The organism is Microbulbifer variabilis, from assembly GCF_052467165.1.
The window spans coordinates 2865405-2882905 of record NZ_CP174301.1 but is presented as its reverse complement, the minus strand read 5'-3'; the positions used below and the strand labels follow the sequence as shown (position 1 = coordinate 2882905).

General features: G+C 44.0%; 18 protein-coding genes. 14 read left to right on the top strand and 4 right to left on the bottom strand.

Annotation, left to right across the window (positions count from 1 at the left end; translation table 11 throughout):
• Positions 1-353: 353 nt before the first annotated feature.
• From ACJJIP_RS12720 to ACJJIP_RS12705, 4 genes are all read right to left on the bottom strand, one after another.
• Positions 354-1820: a ricin-type beta-trefoil lectin domain protein gene (locus ACJJIP_RS12720; RefSeq protein ID WP_444945282.1), complete on the bottom strand. Its 1467-nt coding sequence runs from the start codon at positions 1818-1820 to the stop codon at positions 354-356.
• Positions 1821-1999: 179 nt separating this feature from the next.
• Entirely contained in the window at positions 2000-2464 is a 465-nt protein-coding gene (locus tag ACJJIP_RS12715; RefSeq protein WP_020414893.1) for a 2TM domain-containing protein, read from the bottom strand.
• Between the two features lie 465 nt (positions 2465-2929).
• A complete protein-coding gene (gene maiA / locus ACJJIP_RS12710; protein WP_282951009.1) occupies positions 2930-3559 on the bottom strand; it encodes a maleylacetoacetate isomerase in 630 nt (209 codons plus the stop codon).
• A gap of 80 nt (positions 3560-3639) precedes the next feature.
• Positions 3640-4770 (bottom strand): homogentisate 1,2-dioxygenase, encoded by a 1131-nt coding sequence (locus ACJJIP_RS12705; RefSeq protein WP_282951008.1) that lies wholly within the window; start codon positions 4768-4770, stop codon positions 3640-3642.
• 274 nt (positions 4771-5044) lie between these two features.
• On the opposite strand from ACJJIP_RS12705, the gene ACJJIP_RS12700 reads away from it, so the two are divergent.
• From ACJJIP_RS12700 to ACJJIP_RS12635, 14 genes are all read left to right on the top strand, one after another.
• Positions 5045-5545: a MarR family winged helix-turn-helix transcriptional regulator gene (locus ACJJIP_RS12700; RefSeq protein WP_020414896.1), complete on the top strand. Its 501-nt coding sequence runs from the start codon at positions 5045-5047 to the stop codon at positions 5543-5545.
• Positions 5546-5570: 25 nt separating this feature from the next.
• Positions 5571-6761 carry an amino acid aminotransferase gene (locus tag ACJJIP_RS12695; RefSeq protein ID WP_020414897.1) on the top strand — a complete coding sequence of 397 codons (1191 nt, stop codon included), beginning with the start codon at positions 5571-5573 and terminating at the stop codon, positions 6759-6761.
• Between the two features lie 93 nt (positions 6762-6854).
• Positions 6855-8222 (top strand): class II 3-deoxy-7-phosphoheptulonate synthase, encoded by a 1368-nt coding sequence (locus tag ACJJIP_RS12690; RefSeq protein WP_026305277.1) that lies wholly within the window; start codon positions 6855-6857, stop codon positions 8220-8222.
• 478 nt (positions 8223-8700) lie between these two features.
• Positions 8701-9294, top strand: coding sequence for a 2-hydroxychromene-2-carboxylate isomerase (locus ACJJIP_RS12685; RefSeq protein ID WP_444945281.1), 594 nt, complete (start codon positions 8701-8703; stop codon positions 9292-9294).
• Between the two features lie 213 nt (positions 9295-9507).
• Complete coding sequence (locus ACJJIP_RS12680; RefSeq protein WP_353375125.1) at positions 9508-9813, top strand: hypothetical protein; 306 nt, start codon at positions 9508-9510, stop codon at positions 9811-9813.
• A gap of 459 nt (positions 9814-10272) precedes the next feature.
• A complete protein-coding gene (locus ACJJIP_RS12675) occupies positions 10273-10584 on the top strand; it encodes a hypothetical protein (RefSeq protein ID WP_444901842.1) in 312 nt (103 codons plus the stop codon).
• Between the two features lie 117 nt (positions 10585-10701).
• Complete coding sequence (locus tag ACJJIP_RS12670; protein WP_020414903.1) at positions 10702-11058, top strand: hypothetical protein; 357 nt, start codon at positions 10702-10704, stop codon at positions 11056-11058.
• 699 nt (positions 11059-11757) lie between these two features.
• On the top strand, positions 11758-12243 hold the full coding sequence (locus tag ACJJIP_RS12665) for a CYTH domain-containing protein (RefSeq protein WP_282951004.1): 486 nt from the start codon (positions 11758-11760) through the stop codon (positions 12241-12243).
• Positions 12244-12352: 109 nt separating this feature from the next.
• A complete protein-coding gene (locus tag ACJJIP_RS12660) occupies positions 12353-12820 on the top strand; it encodes a GNAT family N-acetyltransferase (protein WP_282951003.1) in 468 nt (155 codons plus the stop codon).
• Positions 12821-12916: 96 nt separating this feature from the next.
• Positions 12917-13528 (top strand): LysE family translocator, encoded by a 612-nt coding sequence (locus ACJJIP_RS12655; RefSeq protein ID WP_444945280.1) that lies wholly within the window; start codon positions 12917-12919, stop codon positions 13526-13528.
• Positions 13529-13786: 258 nt separating this feature from the next.
• Positions 13787-14254, top strand: a complete 468-nt coding sequence (gene ybaK / locus ACJJIP_RS12650) for a Cys-tRNA(Pro) deacylase (RefSeq protein WP_282951001.1) — start codon at positions 13787-13789, stop codon at positions 14252-14254.
• 542 nt (positions 14255-14796) lie between these two features.
• The gene (locus tag ACJJIP_RS12645) at positions 14797-15138 is read left to right on the top strand and encodes a GFA family protein (RefSeq protein ID WP_444945279.1); all 342 of its coding nucleotides are present in this window, start codon (positions 14797-14799) and stop codon (positions 15136-15138) included.
• Positions 15139-15476: 338 nt separating this feature from the next.
• The gene (locus tag ACJJIP_RS12640) at positions 15477-15662 is read left to right on the top strand and encodes a hypothetical protein (protein WP_444945278.1); all 186 of its coding nucleotides are present in this window, start codon (positions 15477-15479) and stop codon (positions 15660-15662) included.
• Between the two features lie 669 nt (positions 15663-16331).
• Positions 16332-17285 (top strand): hypothetical protein, encoded by a 954-nt coding sequence (locus tag ACJJIP_RS12635; protein ID WP_444945277.1) that lies wholly within the window; start codon positions 16332-16334, stop codon positions 17283-17285.
• Positions 17286-17501: the final 216 nt, after the last annotated feature.

Sequence of the window (17501 nt, the reverse complement as noted above, 5' to 3'; positions counted from 1 at the left end):
GAATCTCTTAACTTCCAAACTTGGATGCCGACTACTCCTTGTATTGGCATTGATGATAAGGCTTCCACTTCTCCATTAGCATTAAGGGGATTTCGGAGCTTATCTTTACCTATGAAACCTGGATAGCCGCAGGTGACGGTACCTTCGGTGACTGGATGCAGTGTGAAGCTGGCGAACTGAACTGACTACTGATTTAATTGGGTATGTTAAAAGATTTCTGCATACCCAGGTTAACAGGCAGTTATACTGTAAGGCGGTCGGTCTTTGGTCAATCTTAAGACCGATGCCTTTGCCTACTGCAACAATACTCTACTTTATTCTTGACTCCTGAGAGTCCGAATAAAAAGCAACACTTAAAAGCTTGTTTGTTTCCATTCATTTACAGCATTCAGGGAAAATTTCTGTCCAGTGTCACTGCTGTTGCACTTATAAATTTGAAGTTGTTCTCCATTGTCGGCACTTGCCCCTGGTGTATCAATGCAGTATTGCCAGTCTTTGTCGCGATTTTGAATAATCCCGTTTTCCTGTACCTGCCATTTTTCTGAGTTTCCACCATCGCAATCCCAAAGGTGCATTTTGTCACCATTGTCGGCAGAGCCTGAGTTGTAATCGGCACAGTATTTATTGTTGCCTTTAGGTCTTAATTGCCCCTCAGCGGTGTAGACAAACTGTTGTTCGTTGCTCGAGTTGCAGTTGGCCAAAGTAAGGTTGGAGCCATTGCCATAGCCTTGAGAAACATTCATACAGAGATTTGGATTTTGAATGGACTGGATGCGAAAATAACCAGGTAGGCTTCTTCGCACACCGACAAAGGGTATGGCTTGGCTGGTATAGCTCGGCGTGTCATTGACAGTATTTGGATCCATGCCAATAGCGGTAGCGCCGTGTGCAACCGCGATATAGGAATAGCCAAAATCTCTATTGCTGAAATCGCCAGAGCTGCTCCACAAATGCATCAATTGTTTACTGTTCGCCGCTTCATTGGCTGTTATTTGGTAATGATCGCCGGCTTTTACATTACCGCAAAATATCCTCTGGGAGCTGCTGGAATCCATGGAGTCTATATTGCCAGAAAACTCTTCAGGATCGGTAGTATCTACATCAGGGCAGAGGAAGGCATGTAGAGGGTAGTTATCCAGCGCCGATTCCATACGACCATTGACATTACCCGATTGCCCCCCAGTGAAAATTACCAGAACTTTTTTACCATTAGTGAAAAGCTCGCTGATAGTAGGCCAGCCGATATTCTTTAATGTGCTGCGATAATTTGTTGAAGTTGAGCTTTGTTTAAGGTGATTGACCATATCCTGGTAGCTGAACTGAAGACCCCCCAACTCTTGCTTGATATATTGATCCAGCAGATAAATTTCATCCGCATACCATGCTGCAAACCAATTGCTATTCGGCTTCATGTCAATATACAGCATCAGTGGGGCATCAAGCTCATTATTGGCAAGCCATGCCTTAATGTCGTCCAGGCAGTTTTCCAGACGATCATCTCCGCCGTTACTTTTACACATATGATTGCCGATATCACTCTGACCATGGGCGACATAGGGGCCGTGGCTGCTGCCTTGCCATGGGCCGTGATCAACTACATCCAGTTCAAGGGAGCGGAAGCCCTTATCCAGCCAGTCAGTTAGTGTTTCCCCACTGGCTAAGCGCTCATAACTATTATGGGGTTGCAGGTAGTAAAGCTGATCAATGCGATGGCTGGATTGTACTGGGTCTGCTACGGCCAGTATTGTGCTAGCAAAAGCTGAAGAGCTTAACAGTGTCGTAGCTGACAAAATAAGTTTGCTGATGAAGGGCTTCGACATTGGGGTATCCGCTTATGTTGAATGTTTTTTATTGCTATGGAAATAGGTAGTTAAAGTTGGATTATATGAACAACTTATGAAGAACATATGACGCCGGTAAGCTGTAAAGAATATATCTGAACTTTTGTTGAGTTCTTCACAATTTCCGGCTTTTTAAGCGTGCGTATTTTTAATGAAAGTTAGAGTTTCTTCCCCAGCCTCTTTTCCACTTGCTTTTTTTCCCACTCGGGCCCAAATAAGCTGAATACCTCAAATACACTCATGCCGTGAGATATTAAACCTATGCCCCAGCCAAGTGCGGCCCATAGCACCCAAAAGTAACCTGGCGATGTAATCAGGTTCAGTATGAACAAACCAATTATCACCAGTACATAGGTGATTACGTGGGAATAGAATGCCTTAATGTCGCGAACGTGTTCTATAACCCGCTTTTCTCTGTCGGATATATCCTGCTCTGTATTCACTTCGCTCTCCTGTAGTTCTGATAAGTCGATTTCAAAAACAGCAGCTAAAGCTTTCCGTGATTCAAGGCTAGGGTTTTGCCCTCGCTCTATTCTCTGGATAGTCCTGATGTTGAGCCCGCTTATTCTGGCCAGTTGTTCTTGAGACCACCCGCGTTGAAGCCTTAGTTTTCTGATGATCATACAGCTCCTTTAAATTGGCTTTTGGAGATATTTATAGTGAATTTCGCAGCTGTCGGGAACGGGCATCTAGGTGACTTCCTTACGACATTATCTTTATTATCAATGAGTTAGGGCCTGGCTATGCTGTCAGTTGATAGCGGTAACCCCAACTAAAACACTCTTTTTCCCCAGGCGGTGTGAGCGTTCCATTGTAGCTCGATACCTTATCAAATATCTGCGTGACAAGTTATTTAACTACCAAACCAGCTGGAAATATGAATGAGTTATCCTAACTGGAAAAAAATTTATGGTGACCTCTTGCGGTAACTAGGCCTGCCAATAGATATGGGTAATGAGAATTGGGTTTATCAGAGAATGACTATCTCGACAGCCGCTGGAAGTGGTATGCGCTTGTTCTTAGCGATCGGTAAAGTGGCATAAGGGCGCTTGGTTTTAACAAGTGCCCTTATGAACAACATAACGGGTCTAGAGAGTGCTATCCGGCTGATTTTCCGGACGTGCGTCGATAAACGCCGGTAGTTCATTACAGGCTTCGGCGATTTTCTGGATTTTCGGATAGTTATTCATTTCCATACCGAAGCGCTCGGCGCTATAGATTTGTGGTAATAGGCAGCATTCAAAGAGTCCAGGTTTATCGCCAGCTGCGAAGGGCTTGGGGTCTAGCTCTTGTTCCAGTGCTGAGAAACCCAAGTGAATCCAGTGCTGAATCCACTGTATTTTTTGCTCGTCACTAATCTTAAATTCAGCCTGCAGATACTTGAGGATGCGCAGATTCTGTACAGGCTGAATATCACTGGAAATAGTGTGAGCCAGTGCGCGAATGTGGGCGCGGTTTTCGCGCCCCTTTGGTAAGAGGGGCGGTTGCGGATAAGCTTCATCCAGCCACTCCAGTATGGCCATAGACTGGGTAAGGCTAAAGTCGTTCTCGTTAAGTGTGGGCACTAACCCCTGCGGGTTGAGGCTTTGGTAGCTATCACTCAGCTGCTCACCTTTTAACAGGTTCACTGGGTGGTAGTTATACTCGAGTTCTTTCAGGTTCAGGCCTATACGAACCCGGTAACTCGCTGAGGAGCGGAAATATCCGTAAAGATCCATTCTCTTTCCTTTCTTTCGTTGTTATTGCTTTGGCAACATAAATTGCCGGTTTTAAGAACACTTTTCAGTCGTGTCTCGAGTCACTCGTTTTTCCATGAATTAACATAGTCTGCCAGCTCTATCGCATGGGCGTCAGGCAGTATGTCCCACGGTGTGCGGCTATCGATCATTACCGCGACTTCGTCGGTTTCTTTCCTTGCACGCTTGGCGCCAACGGCGAAAGCTTTAGGGTGGGGTCCATGGGTAAATCCCATGGGATGCAAGGTAAGCATCCCCGGATGAATATTATCGCGGCTGAAAAAGTTGCCGCGATGGTAAAAAATCAATTCGTCATAATCATCGTTATTGTGGAAAAACGGTACCTTGAGTGCACCCGGATCGCTTTCCAGCGGGCGGGGTACAAAGGTAGCCACCACAAAACCGGGCCCAACAAAGGTAGTGTGTGCAGAGGGTGGTAGATGATAGCGGTGGCTCATAAGTGGGCGTAAATCCCGCCAATTAATTCGTACCACAAGGTTATCGCCGGTCCAGCCCCTGGCGTCCAATGGGTTAAAGGGGTAAATAATCGTAGAGAGCTGCTGGCGGGCTTTTACGATCACGCGCCATTCAGTGTCTCCCTGCTGGGCTTTAAAACCATCATCAATTTTGGGGACATCGAGAATCGCCTGATCAAAGATCGCGTTCGGGCCAAGAACGCCCCTATCTGGCAACTGGAAGTGGCCGCCAGTTGCCTCGATCATTAACAATTCCAGAGGTTCATCCAGGGTGGGAGCCAGACGCCACATGGTGCCTCGCGGCAGCACAATGTAGTCTCCATCACGAATGCTCAGGTGGCCAAAATCGCAGTAAAGGTCTCCGCTGCCATTATGTATGAAGAGCAGCAGGTCTCCATCGGCATTACGCACCAAGTGGTCCATTGGGTCACTACAGGTCCACAGGCCTACGAGGCTGTTGTTGTTGCGTAGAATTGGCTTTTGATCCCAGGGGCTACTGCCTTTGTGGACCAATTGAGTGGCATCAAAAGCATGAGGACGCAGTGGTCCCTCAAATTTGCTCCAGCCGGTCGGGGGATGGCTGTGGTAGAAATGGGTGCAGGGGCCAAAGAAACCTTCCTTGCCCATCTCCCTTTCAAAAGTATTGGCTGGAAAGTCTGCATGGGCTTGGCGGCTGGTTTCACCTTCAATGCGGGGAAAGCGTATCCACTTGTTCATGGGCGGCCTCGCTTATGCTGGGCAGGGCGCTTATCGGCAGGTGGAAAGTTGATCGTTTCTGCAACAGTGTCGCGCATATTTCTTGCGTTTAACCGGCATTGGGTTAACAAAGATGGCGCAAAAAACCCTATACTGTGCGACCAATTTTGTCCGGTGCTCCAAGTAATCCCAGCGCAATATTTGCGTGTACAGTGGTTACAATTGAAACCAATGTTAGTTAAATTGAGCATCTGGTACAACCCGGATTCCCAGACAGGCAGGTGTGAGAGCAGCCATGATTGATAACCAAAATACGCCGGAAACGGCGGTAAAGCAGGATGAGTTGCGCCTGGAAAAATTCTTGCCATACCGCCTGTCAGTACTCTCAAACCGTGTGAGTAACGCCATTTCACAAGCCTATGGTGCACGCTTCCATCTCACCATCCCCGCGTGGCGGGTGATGGCCATCCTCGGGCGTTTTCCTGACCTCTCTGCTGCAGAGTTGGTAGAGCAAACGGCCATGGACAAAGTGGCAATCAGCCGGGCTGTTTCCTCGCTGCTAAAGAACGATTACATCACCCGCAGCGAAGATCCTGCAGACCGCCGGCGTCAGGTGTTGAACTTGTCTGAGTTGGGGCGGGAAGTCTACGCGCGCATAGTGCCGCTTGCGCAGCAATACGAAAATGATTTGATCGCCTCCCTTTCCAGTGAGGAGAGGGAGCAACTGGATGGCATTATCGAAAAACTGTTGGTTCGCGCTAAAGAGTGGTCCGAGCGCGGCTTGATCGATGAATAAATAGGATAAATAAAGGAGTTTTCAGATGTTTGAGCATTTAAGCAGCCTCCCGCCAGATCCCATCCTGGGTCTATTGGCCAGTTATCGTGCGGATGAAAACCCCAGCAAAATCGACCTTGGGGTAGGGGTCTACAAGGATGAGGCCGGCCACACCGCGGTTTTGCAGGCGGTAAAGGAAGCGGAGACTCGCTTGTTACAAAGTGAGGAAACCAAAGCCTATATCGGCCCAGCCGGTACACCAGGCTTCAATTCGGTGATGCAGGAGTTGGTACTAGGCGCCGGACATCCCGCCCTGGTAGGTGGCCGCGTACGCTCTGCCCAAACGCCCGGTGGTTGCGGCGCCCTGCGTGCTTTGGCGGAGTTGATCAACCGCGCCAAGGAAGGAGCTACCGTATGGGTGAGCGATCCCACTTGGGCGAACCACGTGCCGTTGTTGGGGAATGCTGGCCTGAATATCAAGAGCTACCCCTACTACGATCGCGCCACCAGCAGCTTGCAGTTCGACAAAATGGTGGAGACATTGAAGAACGTGGGCGAAGGCGATGTGGTCCTGTTCCATGCCTGTTGCCACAATCCCTGTGGCGCGGACCTGTCCCGTGAGCAGTGGAAAGTATTGGCGGAAATGGCCCAGAAACAGGGTTTCACTCCGTTTATTGATATGGCATACCAGGGTTTCGGTGAAAGCCTGGAAGACGACGCCTACGGCCTGCGCCTGATGGCGGAATCTGTACCTGAAATGCTGGTAGCTGCTTCCTGCTCCAAAAACTTCGGCCTTTACCGTGAGCGCGTTGGCCTGGCCATGGTGATCTATGCCAATGGTGAGAGTGCCGATAAAGGCCACAGCCAGATGCTGAGTGCAATTCGCGGGAACTATTCCATGCCACCTTCCCACGGTGCTGCGGTTGTGGAATCTATCCTTACAGATGCAGGCCTGAAAGCGAACTGGGAAGCGGAGCTTACCGAGATGCGTGAGCGCATCAACGGGCTGCGCGCAGGTTTGGTAGAAGGTCTGGCGGCTGCCGGAGCCGCAGGCGATTTCGGTTTTATCCGCCAGCAGAAAGGCATGTTCTCCTTCCTGGGCATTAGTCCAGAGCAGGTGCAACAGCTGCAAAAGGACTATTCCATCTATATGGTGGACTCCAGCCGCATCAGTATTGCCGGCTTGAGCTCCAACAATATGGAATACTTCTGCAAGGCGGTTGCCAGCGTGCTGTAAATTCGGCACATTTGGGGGTGAGCGTACTGCTCATCCCTTAAGATTTATCTAAAGAAGTAAGAGTGAAAGATGGAAGTTGAGCTAGGAGCCCCAGTGTCTGAATCCCCCACCCAAATCTGGACCCCTCAGAGCTGGCGAAACTTCACCGCACACCAACAGCCCAAATATACCTCCACCGATGATGTTACCCAGGTAGCCAAACAGCTTGCTGGCCATCCGCCTCTGGTATTTGCAGCCGAAGCGCGCGAGCTACGCCGTCAGTTGGCCCAGGTAGCGGAAGGAAAGGCGTTTTTGTTACAGGGCGGCGACTGTGCTGAATCTTTTGCTGACTTCAACGCAAACCGCATACGCGATACTTTTAAAGTATTACTGCAAATGGCGGTGGTACTCACTTTCGCCGGTAATCTACCGGTAGTAAAAGTGGCACGGATGGCAGGTCAATATGCCAAGCCGCGCTCCGCAGATACTGAAACTGTGAATGGTATTGAGCTGCCCAGTTATCGTGGCGATATCATCAATGGTATCGACTTTACTGCGGAAGCTCGCCAGCCTGATCCCCAGCGCATGGTTACCGCCTATAACCAATCCGCGGCTACCCTCAACCTGCTGCGCGCTTTCGCCCAGGGCGGCCTGGCTGATCTGCACCAGGTACACGGCTGGAATTTGAGCTTCCTCAAGAACAATCCCCAGCGCGATAAATACGCGCAGTTGGCGGAGCGTTTACAGGAAGCCCTGGAATTTATGGCGGTATGTGGTGTTACTTCTGACAATACCCCCGCAATTCGTGAGACCGTGCTTTATACCTCGCATGAAGCACTGCTACTGGAGTACGAGCAGGCTTTGACCCGTACCGACAGCCTCACCGGCAAATGGTATGACTGTTCTGCGCATATGCTGTGGATTGGTGAGCGTACTCGCCAGCTGGATGGAGCCCATGTAGAGTTCCTGTCAGGAGTGTGCAACCCCATTGGTGTAAAAGTCGGTCCAGGCATGCAGCCGGATGAGCTGCTGCGTTTGATCGACAAGCTCAATCCTGAGAATGAAGCTGGCCGCCTCACGTTAATTACCCGTATGGGCGCAGACACCCTGGGAGATAAGCTTCCAGAACTTGTACGTGCAGTACAAAGGGAGGGCCGTTCTGTGGTCTGGAGTACAGACCCTATGCACGGTAACACCGTAAAAGCCGGCAATGGTTACAAAACCCGAGACTTCGATAAAATCCTGCGTGAAATTCGGGACTTTTTCTCAGTACATTGGGCTGAGGGCAGTCACCCCGGCGGTATTCATTTGGAAATGACCGGTGAACATGTAACTGAATGCACCGGCGGCGCATGGAAAATTTCCGAAGCAGACCTTGCCAGCTGTTATCGCACACAGTGTGATCCCCGCTTAAATGCTGATCAGGTATTGGAGCTGGCTTTCTGTGTGGCCGAATGGCTGCGCGCAGGGCGAATCGCTTAACAGCTTGGCTAAAAAGCAAATATAAAACCCCTTATTCAGGCTTTGGGCTTGGCTAAGGGGTTTTCTCTTCTTGTTCAAAAAGTCTTTTAATTCAATAGATGGGGAGTTGTAAGAGGCTTTGTAATAATAATCTTGATGACTGTTTACCCAGTTGAACCATTAGTATTAACGGGCTCTTCAAAAGCTTATTCAGTTGTTAATCGTGTGGGCTATTCCGGTAATTGGGGCTCTAATAGTCCTATACTTTTCTAGTACAATAGAGAGCGCTCAAAACTATAAAACCAGTGATGTAGCTCCAGCCAAGACTTATACCCCATTAATGGTGCCGTAGAAACAGGGGGCGGCGACTAAAATCGTGCAACATATCTTTGGCAAAGAGCAGTATGCTTATCGGCAAGAAGCGCAGGCGGAATTGTCCAGATCCTGCTTCGGTCGCCCGTGTACTGGGCATTGTGTTTAATTGGTAAGCCGGGTAACTATGAAGATTGATTTCTGGTTCGAATTTGGAAGCACATATTCTTACCCCGTAGCTATGAAGATTGAAAAAATGGTGACCGAGCAAGGTGGGCACTTGGAGTGGAAGCCTTTTTTACTCGGGCCGATATTCAGCAATCAAGGCTGGCATGATTCTCCTTTCAATATTTATCCTGAGAAAGGCAAATATATGTGGAGAGATCTAGAGAGAATATGTGAAACTGATGGCCTGAACTATAAAAAGCCAACCAGTTTTCCTCGCAACGGGTTAAAAGCTGCAAAAATAGCTTGCTTATTTTCTGGTGAAAAGTGGGTGCCTGAATTTATCCGTTCTGTATACGCTGCTAATTTTGAGCTTGATCTTGACATCTCACTTGAAGAAACCTTGAAAAAATGCTTGCCTTTTTCAGATGAAGAGTCATTTACAAAAATTAAACGTGCAAATACTCCATTGGCAAAGCAAATGCTAAAAGAAAACACAGATCAAGCGAAGAAAAAAGGTATTTTTGGAGCTCCAACGTTTATGGTTGGAGATGAAATATTTTGGGGTGGCGATAGGTTGCATGCTGCTATACAGTGGGCAAAAAACAACCAGTAAATGCTTAGTATCCTTGTTCCGTTATGTAAAGTATGGCCAGCTGTACTTTCTATATCAAACTCTATTATATATTCGGAAATAACTCTGGCTCTCCTACAGTTATCCAAATTTCGGACTTTGCTTCATTTGTGCCAGTGCCAATGGCAGAGGAATATGGCATACAGCCGGAGTAAAATGTCTGAATAAATGCTATAATTAAGTAACCGAGTAGAAATGGAAGTAAAGTTAAAGATTTATATAAATAAAATAGAGCTATCTATTGGCTCTAAAGTTATCTCTGAATCTCCAACGGAGCCGTTCACAACACAAAGACTTTTGGTTGGAAACTTTGATACAGCGTGGAGATGCATCATTAGTGCCGAGAAAAAGTTATCTATAAAAGGGCTCTTTAAGCGAAAACCGAAGGTAATTGTAGAGCCTAAAGAGATGGTTGAAGGCGGCATTTCACAAGTGGAAGAGCGTATATTTCAAGAGTTAGCATTGGCTCTGAACCCAAAAAGCGTGGAAGTACAAGTCTAGTGCTCCGGTTGTAACAAAGGAAAGCAGGGTACACAGCTCTCTCGGAACTCGGCAAGATAGTCTACACAGCACATATTGTATGTTGAACGCTTGCATTGAGCATTAATGCACTAAGAATTAAGTATGCAATCAGCAACTAAAGGTATATTCTTTATACTGGCTTTGTCCCTTTTTTGTTTGGCATAATAGATCTCGTAGAGCAATTAAAAGCAGGCGAGGAAATTAGATGGCGAGCGCCAATAATTTTCTTAGGTTTTGGGCTGGAATATCATTTTTTTTCTCATTCTCTGACAGGTTCACTACTGATATTACTACTTGTGTAAAAGGATATCCTGCGAATGTTCATTGGAGGACTCTGTCGATGATGAAAGCAGTGGCTAAATAATGTACCAAATAGTGAACAGGCGAATAAGGCCAGGTAAATAGTGCTACGAACCAGCTACAACAAATGCGTATTTTATGAGTACCCAAATTACTGAATCAGGTATGAGAAGAGTTATTTTAATATTGTCAATTTTAACTATTTCTGGATGTGCAACGTCCATGAATGTATTTGAAAAAAACGTTAGAGCTAATGAACTTCAAGTTCAGGCAGAAGAAGCAAGAGTAATCAATGATTATTCTGGAGCTGCAGAATTGGAAAATAGGGCGGAAGAATTACGAAAAAACGATTCCGTTAATAAAGAAGATATTATTTCAGGTGTTTTGTCCAAGGTTTTTAGCCGAATTTTTGATAAAAAACCAAAAAGTGAATATCAAGGATGGCAATAGCGACCGACTATTGGCAACAAAGCTTAGTTTTACGCTCAGCAAGCTGGGCCGAATAGGCTATAAATTTTGCAGTGTGAGGTTTGCTGTAAATGACGTCGTTACACTTTTTAGGTGAATATGAAACACTTTTTAGTTGTGGTATTTATAATTTTCGCTAATTTTACTATGGCTGAGGGTATGCTTGGCATTCCAGAGTCGTTCTTAGGTAAGTGGGGTGGTAGCAAAGATTCTTGTTCTGCACAGTTTCCACTCGATGTGCTTAGTATTGAAGAAAAGCGGATCATATTTTGGGAGTCTTCTGGAAAGCCCAAATTAATTATGTTTGAGAATGATGAACTAGAATTAACATTGCACATGGTGGGTGAGGGGGAAGAATGGTTGTCAGAAGAAGTATATTACCTGGATGCCAGCTCTCAGGTCCTCACCCGCAGAACAAAAAATGGAATGTTCCAATACCACAAATGTACTAGTTAGGCATAATAAGTGCATCGAGGAAGACCACTATAGCAACGCTCTGTCGGTGTATCCAGAAGAAAATATGGATTAAGCACCATTTAGTGCTACTTACACGAGCGCCAGCTGTCAGAGTGCCAAAATGAGATTTATATTGTGTTTCTTACTTGGTGTGTTTTTAACTGGATGTATGCTTGTGATTCATACTGCAATGTGTATAGATTCCGAGAAAGGGTACTATGAGGTTATTCTTGAATATCCAGGGCAGGAAATAATCACTAGAAAGATTGAATGTGAACGCTATTACGATAGCCAATGCAGCACCAGCGGCAACTCATGGGCATATAGAGAAGTAGGCCAAGAAAATAAGTTTTTTCGCAAAAAGTTACAATTAATACATTTGAGTATGGATTAATAGAGTTTAGCTTGCCTAGTTGCGATCGGTTTGTTACGGAAAAAAAATAAGCAACTACAAGAGCCTTAGTAAGGTGTCTGGAGAAACGTACTTCTTAAGATCATCAGATAAAGATAGGCACACGTATGTTACATTCAGTCTAGGCGAGGTACCGAAGAAAACTATTACTATAAATTATTCAGTCAAAGTGCGGTATGTAGGTCAAAAACAGCTAACAAGTCAATCAACTACATACCTGTCGGAGCCGGACGTATCAGCTATACGTGGCAGTCATAGAGATTTTATGTGCTAGCAAGAAGATAGAAATGGCCATAGAGATAGAAAGAAAATTTCTAGTTGATCATCGAATTGTTTCCGATTTGACCGGTGGAGTACGTATCTCTCAGGGGTATGTTAATACCGCTGATAAAACTGTAGTACGAGCCAGAGTCAAAGATGATGTAGCGTACCTGACCCTAAAAGGTGAGCTCAGAGGGATGACTTGTTCGGAGTTTGAGTATGAAATTCCGATGGAAGATACTAGGTGTATCATCGATGAGTTATGTCGAGGTAATACCATCTTTAAAACAAGATATGAGATTCAGCACGGCAAGCACTTGAGGGAGGTGGATGTATTTCATGGCAAGAATGAGGGCCTGATTATTGCAGAAGTGGAATTGTCCAGTGAGGCTGAAGTTGTGGATATTCCGGCCTGGGTAACTGAAGAGGTTACTGGGCAGGTTCAATACTTCAACTCTTCTTTGTTGAACGAGCCTTATTCGGAATGGACAGAAGATAAGAAGTTCCTGTAGTACAGTCTGCTTCACTGGCCGGGAAAATTGACGCGGCTGTGCCGTTAAAGACAATTCATCGCTATGGGTTGCATTATGTGTTCTCCACCCAATGAATAGGAATTAGAGTTTGAATATTAGAAAAGCCGAAATGAGTGATTTTCCTCGATTATTGGAACTTGAACAGTGTGTCATTGATGCGGAGAGACCATTTAACTCTTTATTGAAGAGGAAATCAGCATTCTACTACGATATTAAAAAACTAATTGCATGTCCTGAATCCTATCTTTTGGTTGCTGAGGTTGATAGTGAAATTATTGGTACAGGTTATGCCCAAATCAGAGATTCAAAGCAATCATTAGAGCATAAATGGCATTCTTATCTTGGTTTTATGTATGTATCTCCTTGCCATAGGGGAAAAGGCGTTAATGCGAAACTAATTAACAAACTAATTGATTGGAGCAAGGGGCGAGGTATTATCGATTTTTATCTAGATGTGTATTCTGAAAATGACCCAGCTATCAGGGCGTACGAAAAAGTTGGTTTCAAACCATCATTGCTGGAAATGAGGCTTAGTCTTGATGAAGAATGTACATAGCAAGCGCATGCTGCCAGACTGGTTTTCCATTGCTCTTTTTGCCAGTTATCAATGAAAACATAATTTTTAGAACCTTTCCAGCTTTAGGGAGTATGTATGGAAAGTTATATCTTATTCTTTATAATCGCTGTGGCAACAATTTTAAGTCCAGGTCCGGGTGTTATCCTGACACTCACGAATGCCATTCGTTACGGTACTTCAGGTGCGATAGGAGGCATTCTTGGAATCGCATTCGGTACCTTTATAGTTGCAGGCGTTTCGGCAACTAGCCTTGGTGTTATCCTAGCTACATCCGCAGTGGCCTTCAGTATTATGAAATATATTGGCGCTGCTTATTTAATCTATTTAGGCATAAAGTTATGGCGCTCGCCGACCAAACAAGTCGAAGCCAGCCTTGGAGGTACGAAAAACAGAAAGCTTCAGTTTGCTGAGGGCCTGACGCTACAGCTTACCAATCCAAAAGCTGTATTCTTTTTCATGTCGATATTCCCCCAGTTTGTTAATTACAATTCAAATTTTGTAGGTCAATTTTTCCTGCTAGTTGTCACCTATAGTGGCTTAGTTATTGTAATTCATGCCTTATACGCACACCTTGCTAAGTCGGCACGTGGTTGGCTTTCTTCTGAAAAAGGGGGGCGTATGGTTAATCGGGTAGGTGGGGGTACATTTATGTGTTTTGGTGTTGGTCTTGCGTCAGCTAGCAAGTAAAAGCACAGTAAGGCAATTATCGTGAGACATTCAGATAAATGTAAATGTCAAATAAACCCTAATAGGTTTAAAGCAGGAGTATAGTTTTCAATAAAACCATGGGTTGGTGTTTAATATGGCATGATACGGAATATTAATAAATAGTTAATCGAGACGTAATAAATAGTAAAAGTTTTATATGATCGCTATAGTAAAATTGGAAAATTTGCACCTGTCGATCCTTCTCTAAACAAAAAGTGTTGGAAGCCTGAGAGTAGAATGACCCCGGCAATTAATGCAGCTAAAAAAGCGAAAATTACCTTCAAAGTGTACGAATACACACATAACTCATCGAGTGAATCATACGGGTTAGAGGCTGCAGAAAAGCTGGGAGTGGCCGAAGCTAAGATTTTTAAAACACTAGTAGTTATTCTTGATAATAAAGAGCTAGCAGTAGGAATAGTACCTGTTTCATCAATGCTAAACATGAAACGTATAGCTAAAGCAGCTGGAGCAAAGAAAGCCACAATGGCTGCTAAATCTGATGTGGAGCGATCCACTGGCTATGTGCTAGGTGGCGTTAGCCCGCTAGGGCAAAAAAAGAGACTCAAAACTATTATTGACTCATCGGCTAAAAATTACGCGACGGTTTATGTTAGTGCTGGCCGCAGAGGGCTTGAAATTGAGCTGGCACCTAATGATCTAGCAAGTCTTGTCAACGGGGTCTTCTCTAAAATATGTCAATAGATCCATTTATGACAATTACAGAAATGGGGCACGAAAAGGCGTTGCATTCACACTGCAAGTATTATATGTCTTCATAGCGTTAAGAGCATACATGAAACGGACCATATAGCTTGTTCTTTTTTCCTGTTTTTTGGTGCTAGAGCAGAGTCTGAGTGGGAGCATGACAAAATAATTTATGAATTAAAGCAGGTGAATAAGCTGATTGATATTGGCCTGATGCGAGAAATCAGCCAGCGTCTAACTCCAGGTCATTTTGGATAGATTCAAACAAGAATTAATGTCCCTGAACACTGGAAAAACTCTGAGTTGGAGATGAAAGAAGGCACAATACAGTTTTCTGTTGGGAATAAGAGTTTCTATCCCGATGCTAGAAACGAAGGGCTTCTCAGTTTTGCCATTTGTTAAGGTGGTACAAAAACCGACCTTCACTACAGGGAATTTGGAACAAATATTCAATCGGCATATAACAAATGGTTAAATAGGAATATCTACTATATCATAAGTCGCTAAACCAAGTGTTATATGAACCAAAGGAAGTAACCATGAGCGTAAATATCAAGGAAGTTGATGGAGTAAAAATCCAACTTAAGCATAGAGCCTCATGTCACTGCGGTTCTGTAGAAATAGAGCTGGACTTACCGGAGGGACTTATAGATCTTCGGCGCTGTGATTGTTCTATGTGCCGTAGGAGAGGAGCGGTTGATGCTTCCGTATCTTTAAATGGTATTAAAATCTTAAAAGGGGAGCAGCATTTAAAACTTTATCAGTTTAATAAAAGAACGGCGATACATTACTTTTGTGAGAAATGTGGTATTTATACGCATCACAAGAGGCGTTCTAATCCGAGACAGTTTGGATCAATGTGGGATGCTTGGAGGGTATAAATCCCTTAAAAATAGAGGGTATTCCAACCTATGATGGTATCAATCACCCGGCCGATCTAGAGTAAACGATACAAAAAAAATACTGGTAATATATGGATTTAAAAAATTTTTTCTTTAGTCAAAATGAAGGTTGTTACTGAGGACTGAAAACTGAATTTATGTATCCAGGATCATAGTCGTTGAACAGATCATATTAAATAAGCCAATGATTTTCTCATGGAAGTCCTATATAGGGCTGCTTACTAATATTTGTTATAAATGTAATTGTATCGGTTGCTAGGTTATATTACCGGATTGCTCTTAAGGCGGTAGTTAGTCTGAACAGATAAGGATTATATATGGAAAAGCTATCTCAAGAAGAGCTCAAGCAAATGTTTTGTCTTATCAGGCGATTTGCCGATACGGACTTAGATCAATTCGAACACTGGAAGTTTGATTCAGATAAGGGCAAAGTCTTCATTGAATTAGCTCTTGTCCCTAATGGTTCAGAAGACGCCTATATAGAGGTAGACCATCTACTATGAAGCCCAATTGTGTTGGTGCTCTTAACAAGCTATTGAACAATGGCCTTTGGGTTAAATCAGGCTGTATTTAATGGATAATAAATATCAGTAGCGAATATACCACCAATTCAGTTGAAAAAGTTAATGGCCCTATGATCAATGTCGAAGAGGTCATGCTAAGTTTACGTGTCAATTCCTTTTGGTATATACATGCTACTCGCTCCTCTACATCGGTAATTTTGCTTCAATATGATCTCAAATAAGAGTTGAAGTATTTTTTATAAATAGGGTGACATGTGATTCTGATTAAGTATAAAGATGTTGTTTTCAGGGCAGTCAATACTGTTCAAATAAATTCTAAAATGCTGATGTCGATCTTTGTGCAAGGACTAAAAAATATGGTGTAAAAAAATGGAACATGTGGTCGTATTTCTTGTCTAGAAGTGATCTATCTAATAGAGGGAGGAAAATGAAGTAACAATGATAGAAGCGCACGCTATCTGTACTGTTGTCTCAATTATGAGGTATTGAGAATGGCTCCAGGATTGCCAATTGATAATAGCTGCTTAGGTATGGTAAAGGCTATTTAGATGGTTGAAAATCGGTTTGTATATAATAGCTGCGTTTCTGGATATTAGGCTACCAACTTTTTAATTTTTAGATATCTAGGTCACATCGATAAGGGTTAAAATGAAAAGAATAGTGTTGGTGTTTTTACTTTCTGTATGTGCAAATACGTGTTTTTCTGATGAAGTACTAGAAATACCTGCAAATCCAGAAAAAGGTTTTAGGTATCCATATCTAATCAAAATACCTGAAACAGTTCCAGAGGATAAGAAGTTATACCTGATTGTTGAATCAAATAATACTGGAAAAGTTTCAGATGATTTCTCCATTCATTATGAGTCAGCAAAAAATACAATTGTAGGTAATGCTGTTGGCCCCTGGCTTTCTAAAAAGTTATCCTATCCAATTTTGATGCCAGTTTTCCCTAGGCCCGAATCCCAATGGCAGGTTTATACCCATGCCCTTGATAGAGATTCTATGCAAGTAGAGTCACTGCCATATGAAAGATTGGATCTTCAACTTATAGCCATGATCGAAGATGCTAAGAGGGTCTTGGCAGAACGCTCTTTGGATCTTCAGCAGAAGATTATTCTAGCGGGATTCTCTGCCTCCGGTACGTTTGCGAATCGGTTCTCGCTATTACATCCTGAAACTACTGAAATTGTTGTAGCAGGTGGTCTAAACGGTACATTAATGTTACCTATTGGATCTATGGGTGAGCACAACCTCAAATATCCATTGGGAATTAGCGATTTTAAGCAGGTAACAGGCAAAGAGTTTAATTTAAGTCAATGGCTTAAAATTAAGCAATTTTTGTTTATGGGTGAAAATGATACGAATGATGCCGTTGCATATGATGATGCATATTCAGAAGAAGAGAGAGTGATCATATACAAAACTACTGGAAAGGAAATCCAGCCCGAACGCTGGAATAATAGCCAGAAAATTTATTTAGAAAGTAAAGCTTGTGTAATCTTTCGCACCTTTGAAGGGGTGGGCCACGGTACTAATGGTGATGTGCATCGAGAGTTCCTGGCTTTTGTGAAAAAGAATGCGCTACAAGGCTCTGGGCAGTAGTGCATGTTGGACTTATGACAATTTGGTAGCGCATAGATAAATTGTGTTGTAGTGCTTTTAATATAGTATTTAGTGCTATGCAAATAGGGCTTCATAATGTGGTTGTCGGCGCTATATAGTCTGTATTTCGATGGGGCTAAGTTGCTCTGAGAAGCCCCTAATCTAAGCTGCTAAACTTAAAGCTACCCCCTGTATTTCGATTAGCTACTCCTTGCT

Coding starts and splice junctions, on each gene's coding strand:
- ACJJIP_RS12705 (WP_282951008.1), bottom strand. CDS start 4,770: ATGAACAAGTGGATACGCTTTCCCCGCATTGAAGGTGAAACCAGCCGC.
- ACJJIP_RS12645 (WP_444945279.1), top strand. CDS start 14,797: ATGAGCGTAAATATCAAGGAAGTTGATGGAGTAAAAATCCAACTTAAG.
- ACJJIP_RS12665 (WP_282951004.1), top strand. CDS start 11,758: ATGGCCATAGAGATAGAAAGAAAATTTCTAGTTGATCATCGAATTGTT.
- maiA (WP_282951009.1), bottom strand. CDS start 3,559: ATGGATCTTTACGGATATTTCCGCTCCTCAGCGAGTTACCGGGTTCGT.
- ACJJIP_RS12635 (WP_444945277.1), top strand. CDS start 16,332: ATGAAAAGAATAGTGTTGGTGTTTTTACTTTCTGTATGTGCAAATACG.
- ACJJIP_RS12640 (WP_444945278.1), top strand. CDS start 15,477: ATGGAAAAGCTATCTCAAGAAGAGCTCAAGCAAATGTTTTGTCTTATC.
- ACJJIP_RS12655 (WP_444945280.1), top strand. CDS start 12,917: ATGGAAAGTTATATCTTATTCTTTATAATCGCTGTGGCAACAATTTTA.
- ACJJIP_RS12685 (WP_444945281.1), top strand. CDS start 8,701: ATGAAGATTGATTTCTGGTTCGAATTTGGAAGCACATATTCTTACCCC.
- ACJJIP_RS12700 (WP_020414896.1), top strand. CDS start 5,045: ATGATTGATAACCAAAATACGCCGGAAACGGCGGTAAAGCAGGATGAG.
- ACJJIP_RS12670 (WP_020414903.1), top strand. CDS start 10,702: ATGAAACACTTTTTAGTTGTGGTATTTATAATTTTCGCTAATTTTACT.
- ACJJIP_RS12720 (WP_444945282.1), bottom strand. CDS start 1,820: ATGTCGAAGCCCTTCATCAGCAAACTTATTTTGTCAGCTACGACACTG.
- ACJJIP_RS12680 (WP_353375125.1), top strand. CDS start 9,508: ATGGAAGTAAAGTTAAAGATTTATATAAATAAAATAGAGCTATCTATT.
- ybaK (WP_282951001.1), top strand. CDS start 13,787: ATGACCCCGGCAATTAATGCAGCTAAAAAAGCGAAAATTACCTTCAAA.
- ACJJIP_RS12695 (WP_020414897.1), top strand. CDS start 5,571: ATGTTTGAGCATTTAAGCAGCCTCCCGCCAGATCCCATCCTGGGTCTA.
- ACJJIP_RS12675 (WP_444901842.1), top strand. CDS start 10,273: ATGAGTACCCAAATTACTGAATCAGGTATGAGAAGAGTTATTTTAATA.
- ACJJIP_RS12715 (WP_020414893.1), bottom strand. CDS start 2,464: ATGATCATCAGAAAACTAAGGCTTCAACGCGGGTGGTCTCAAGAACAA.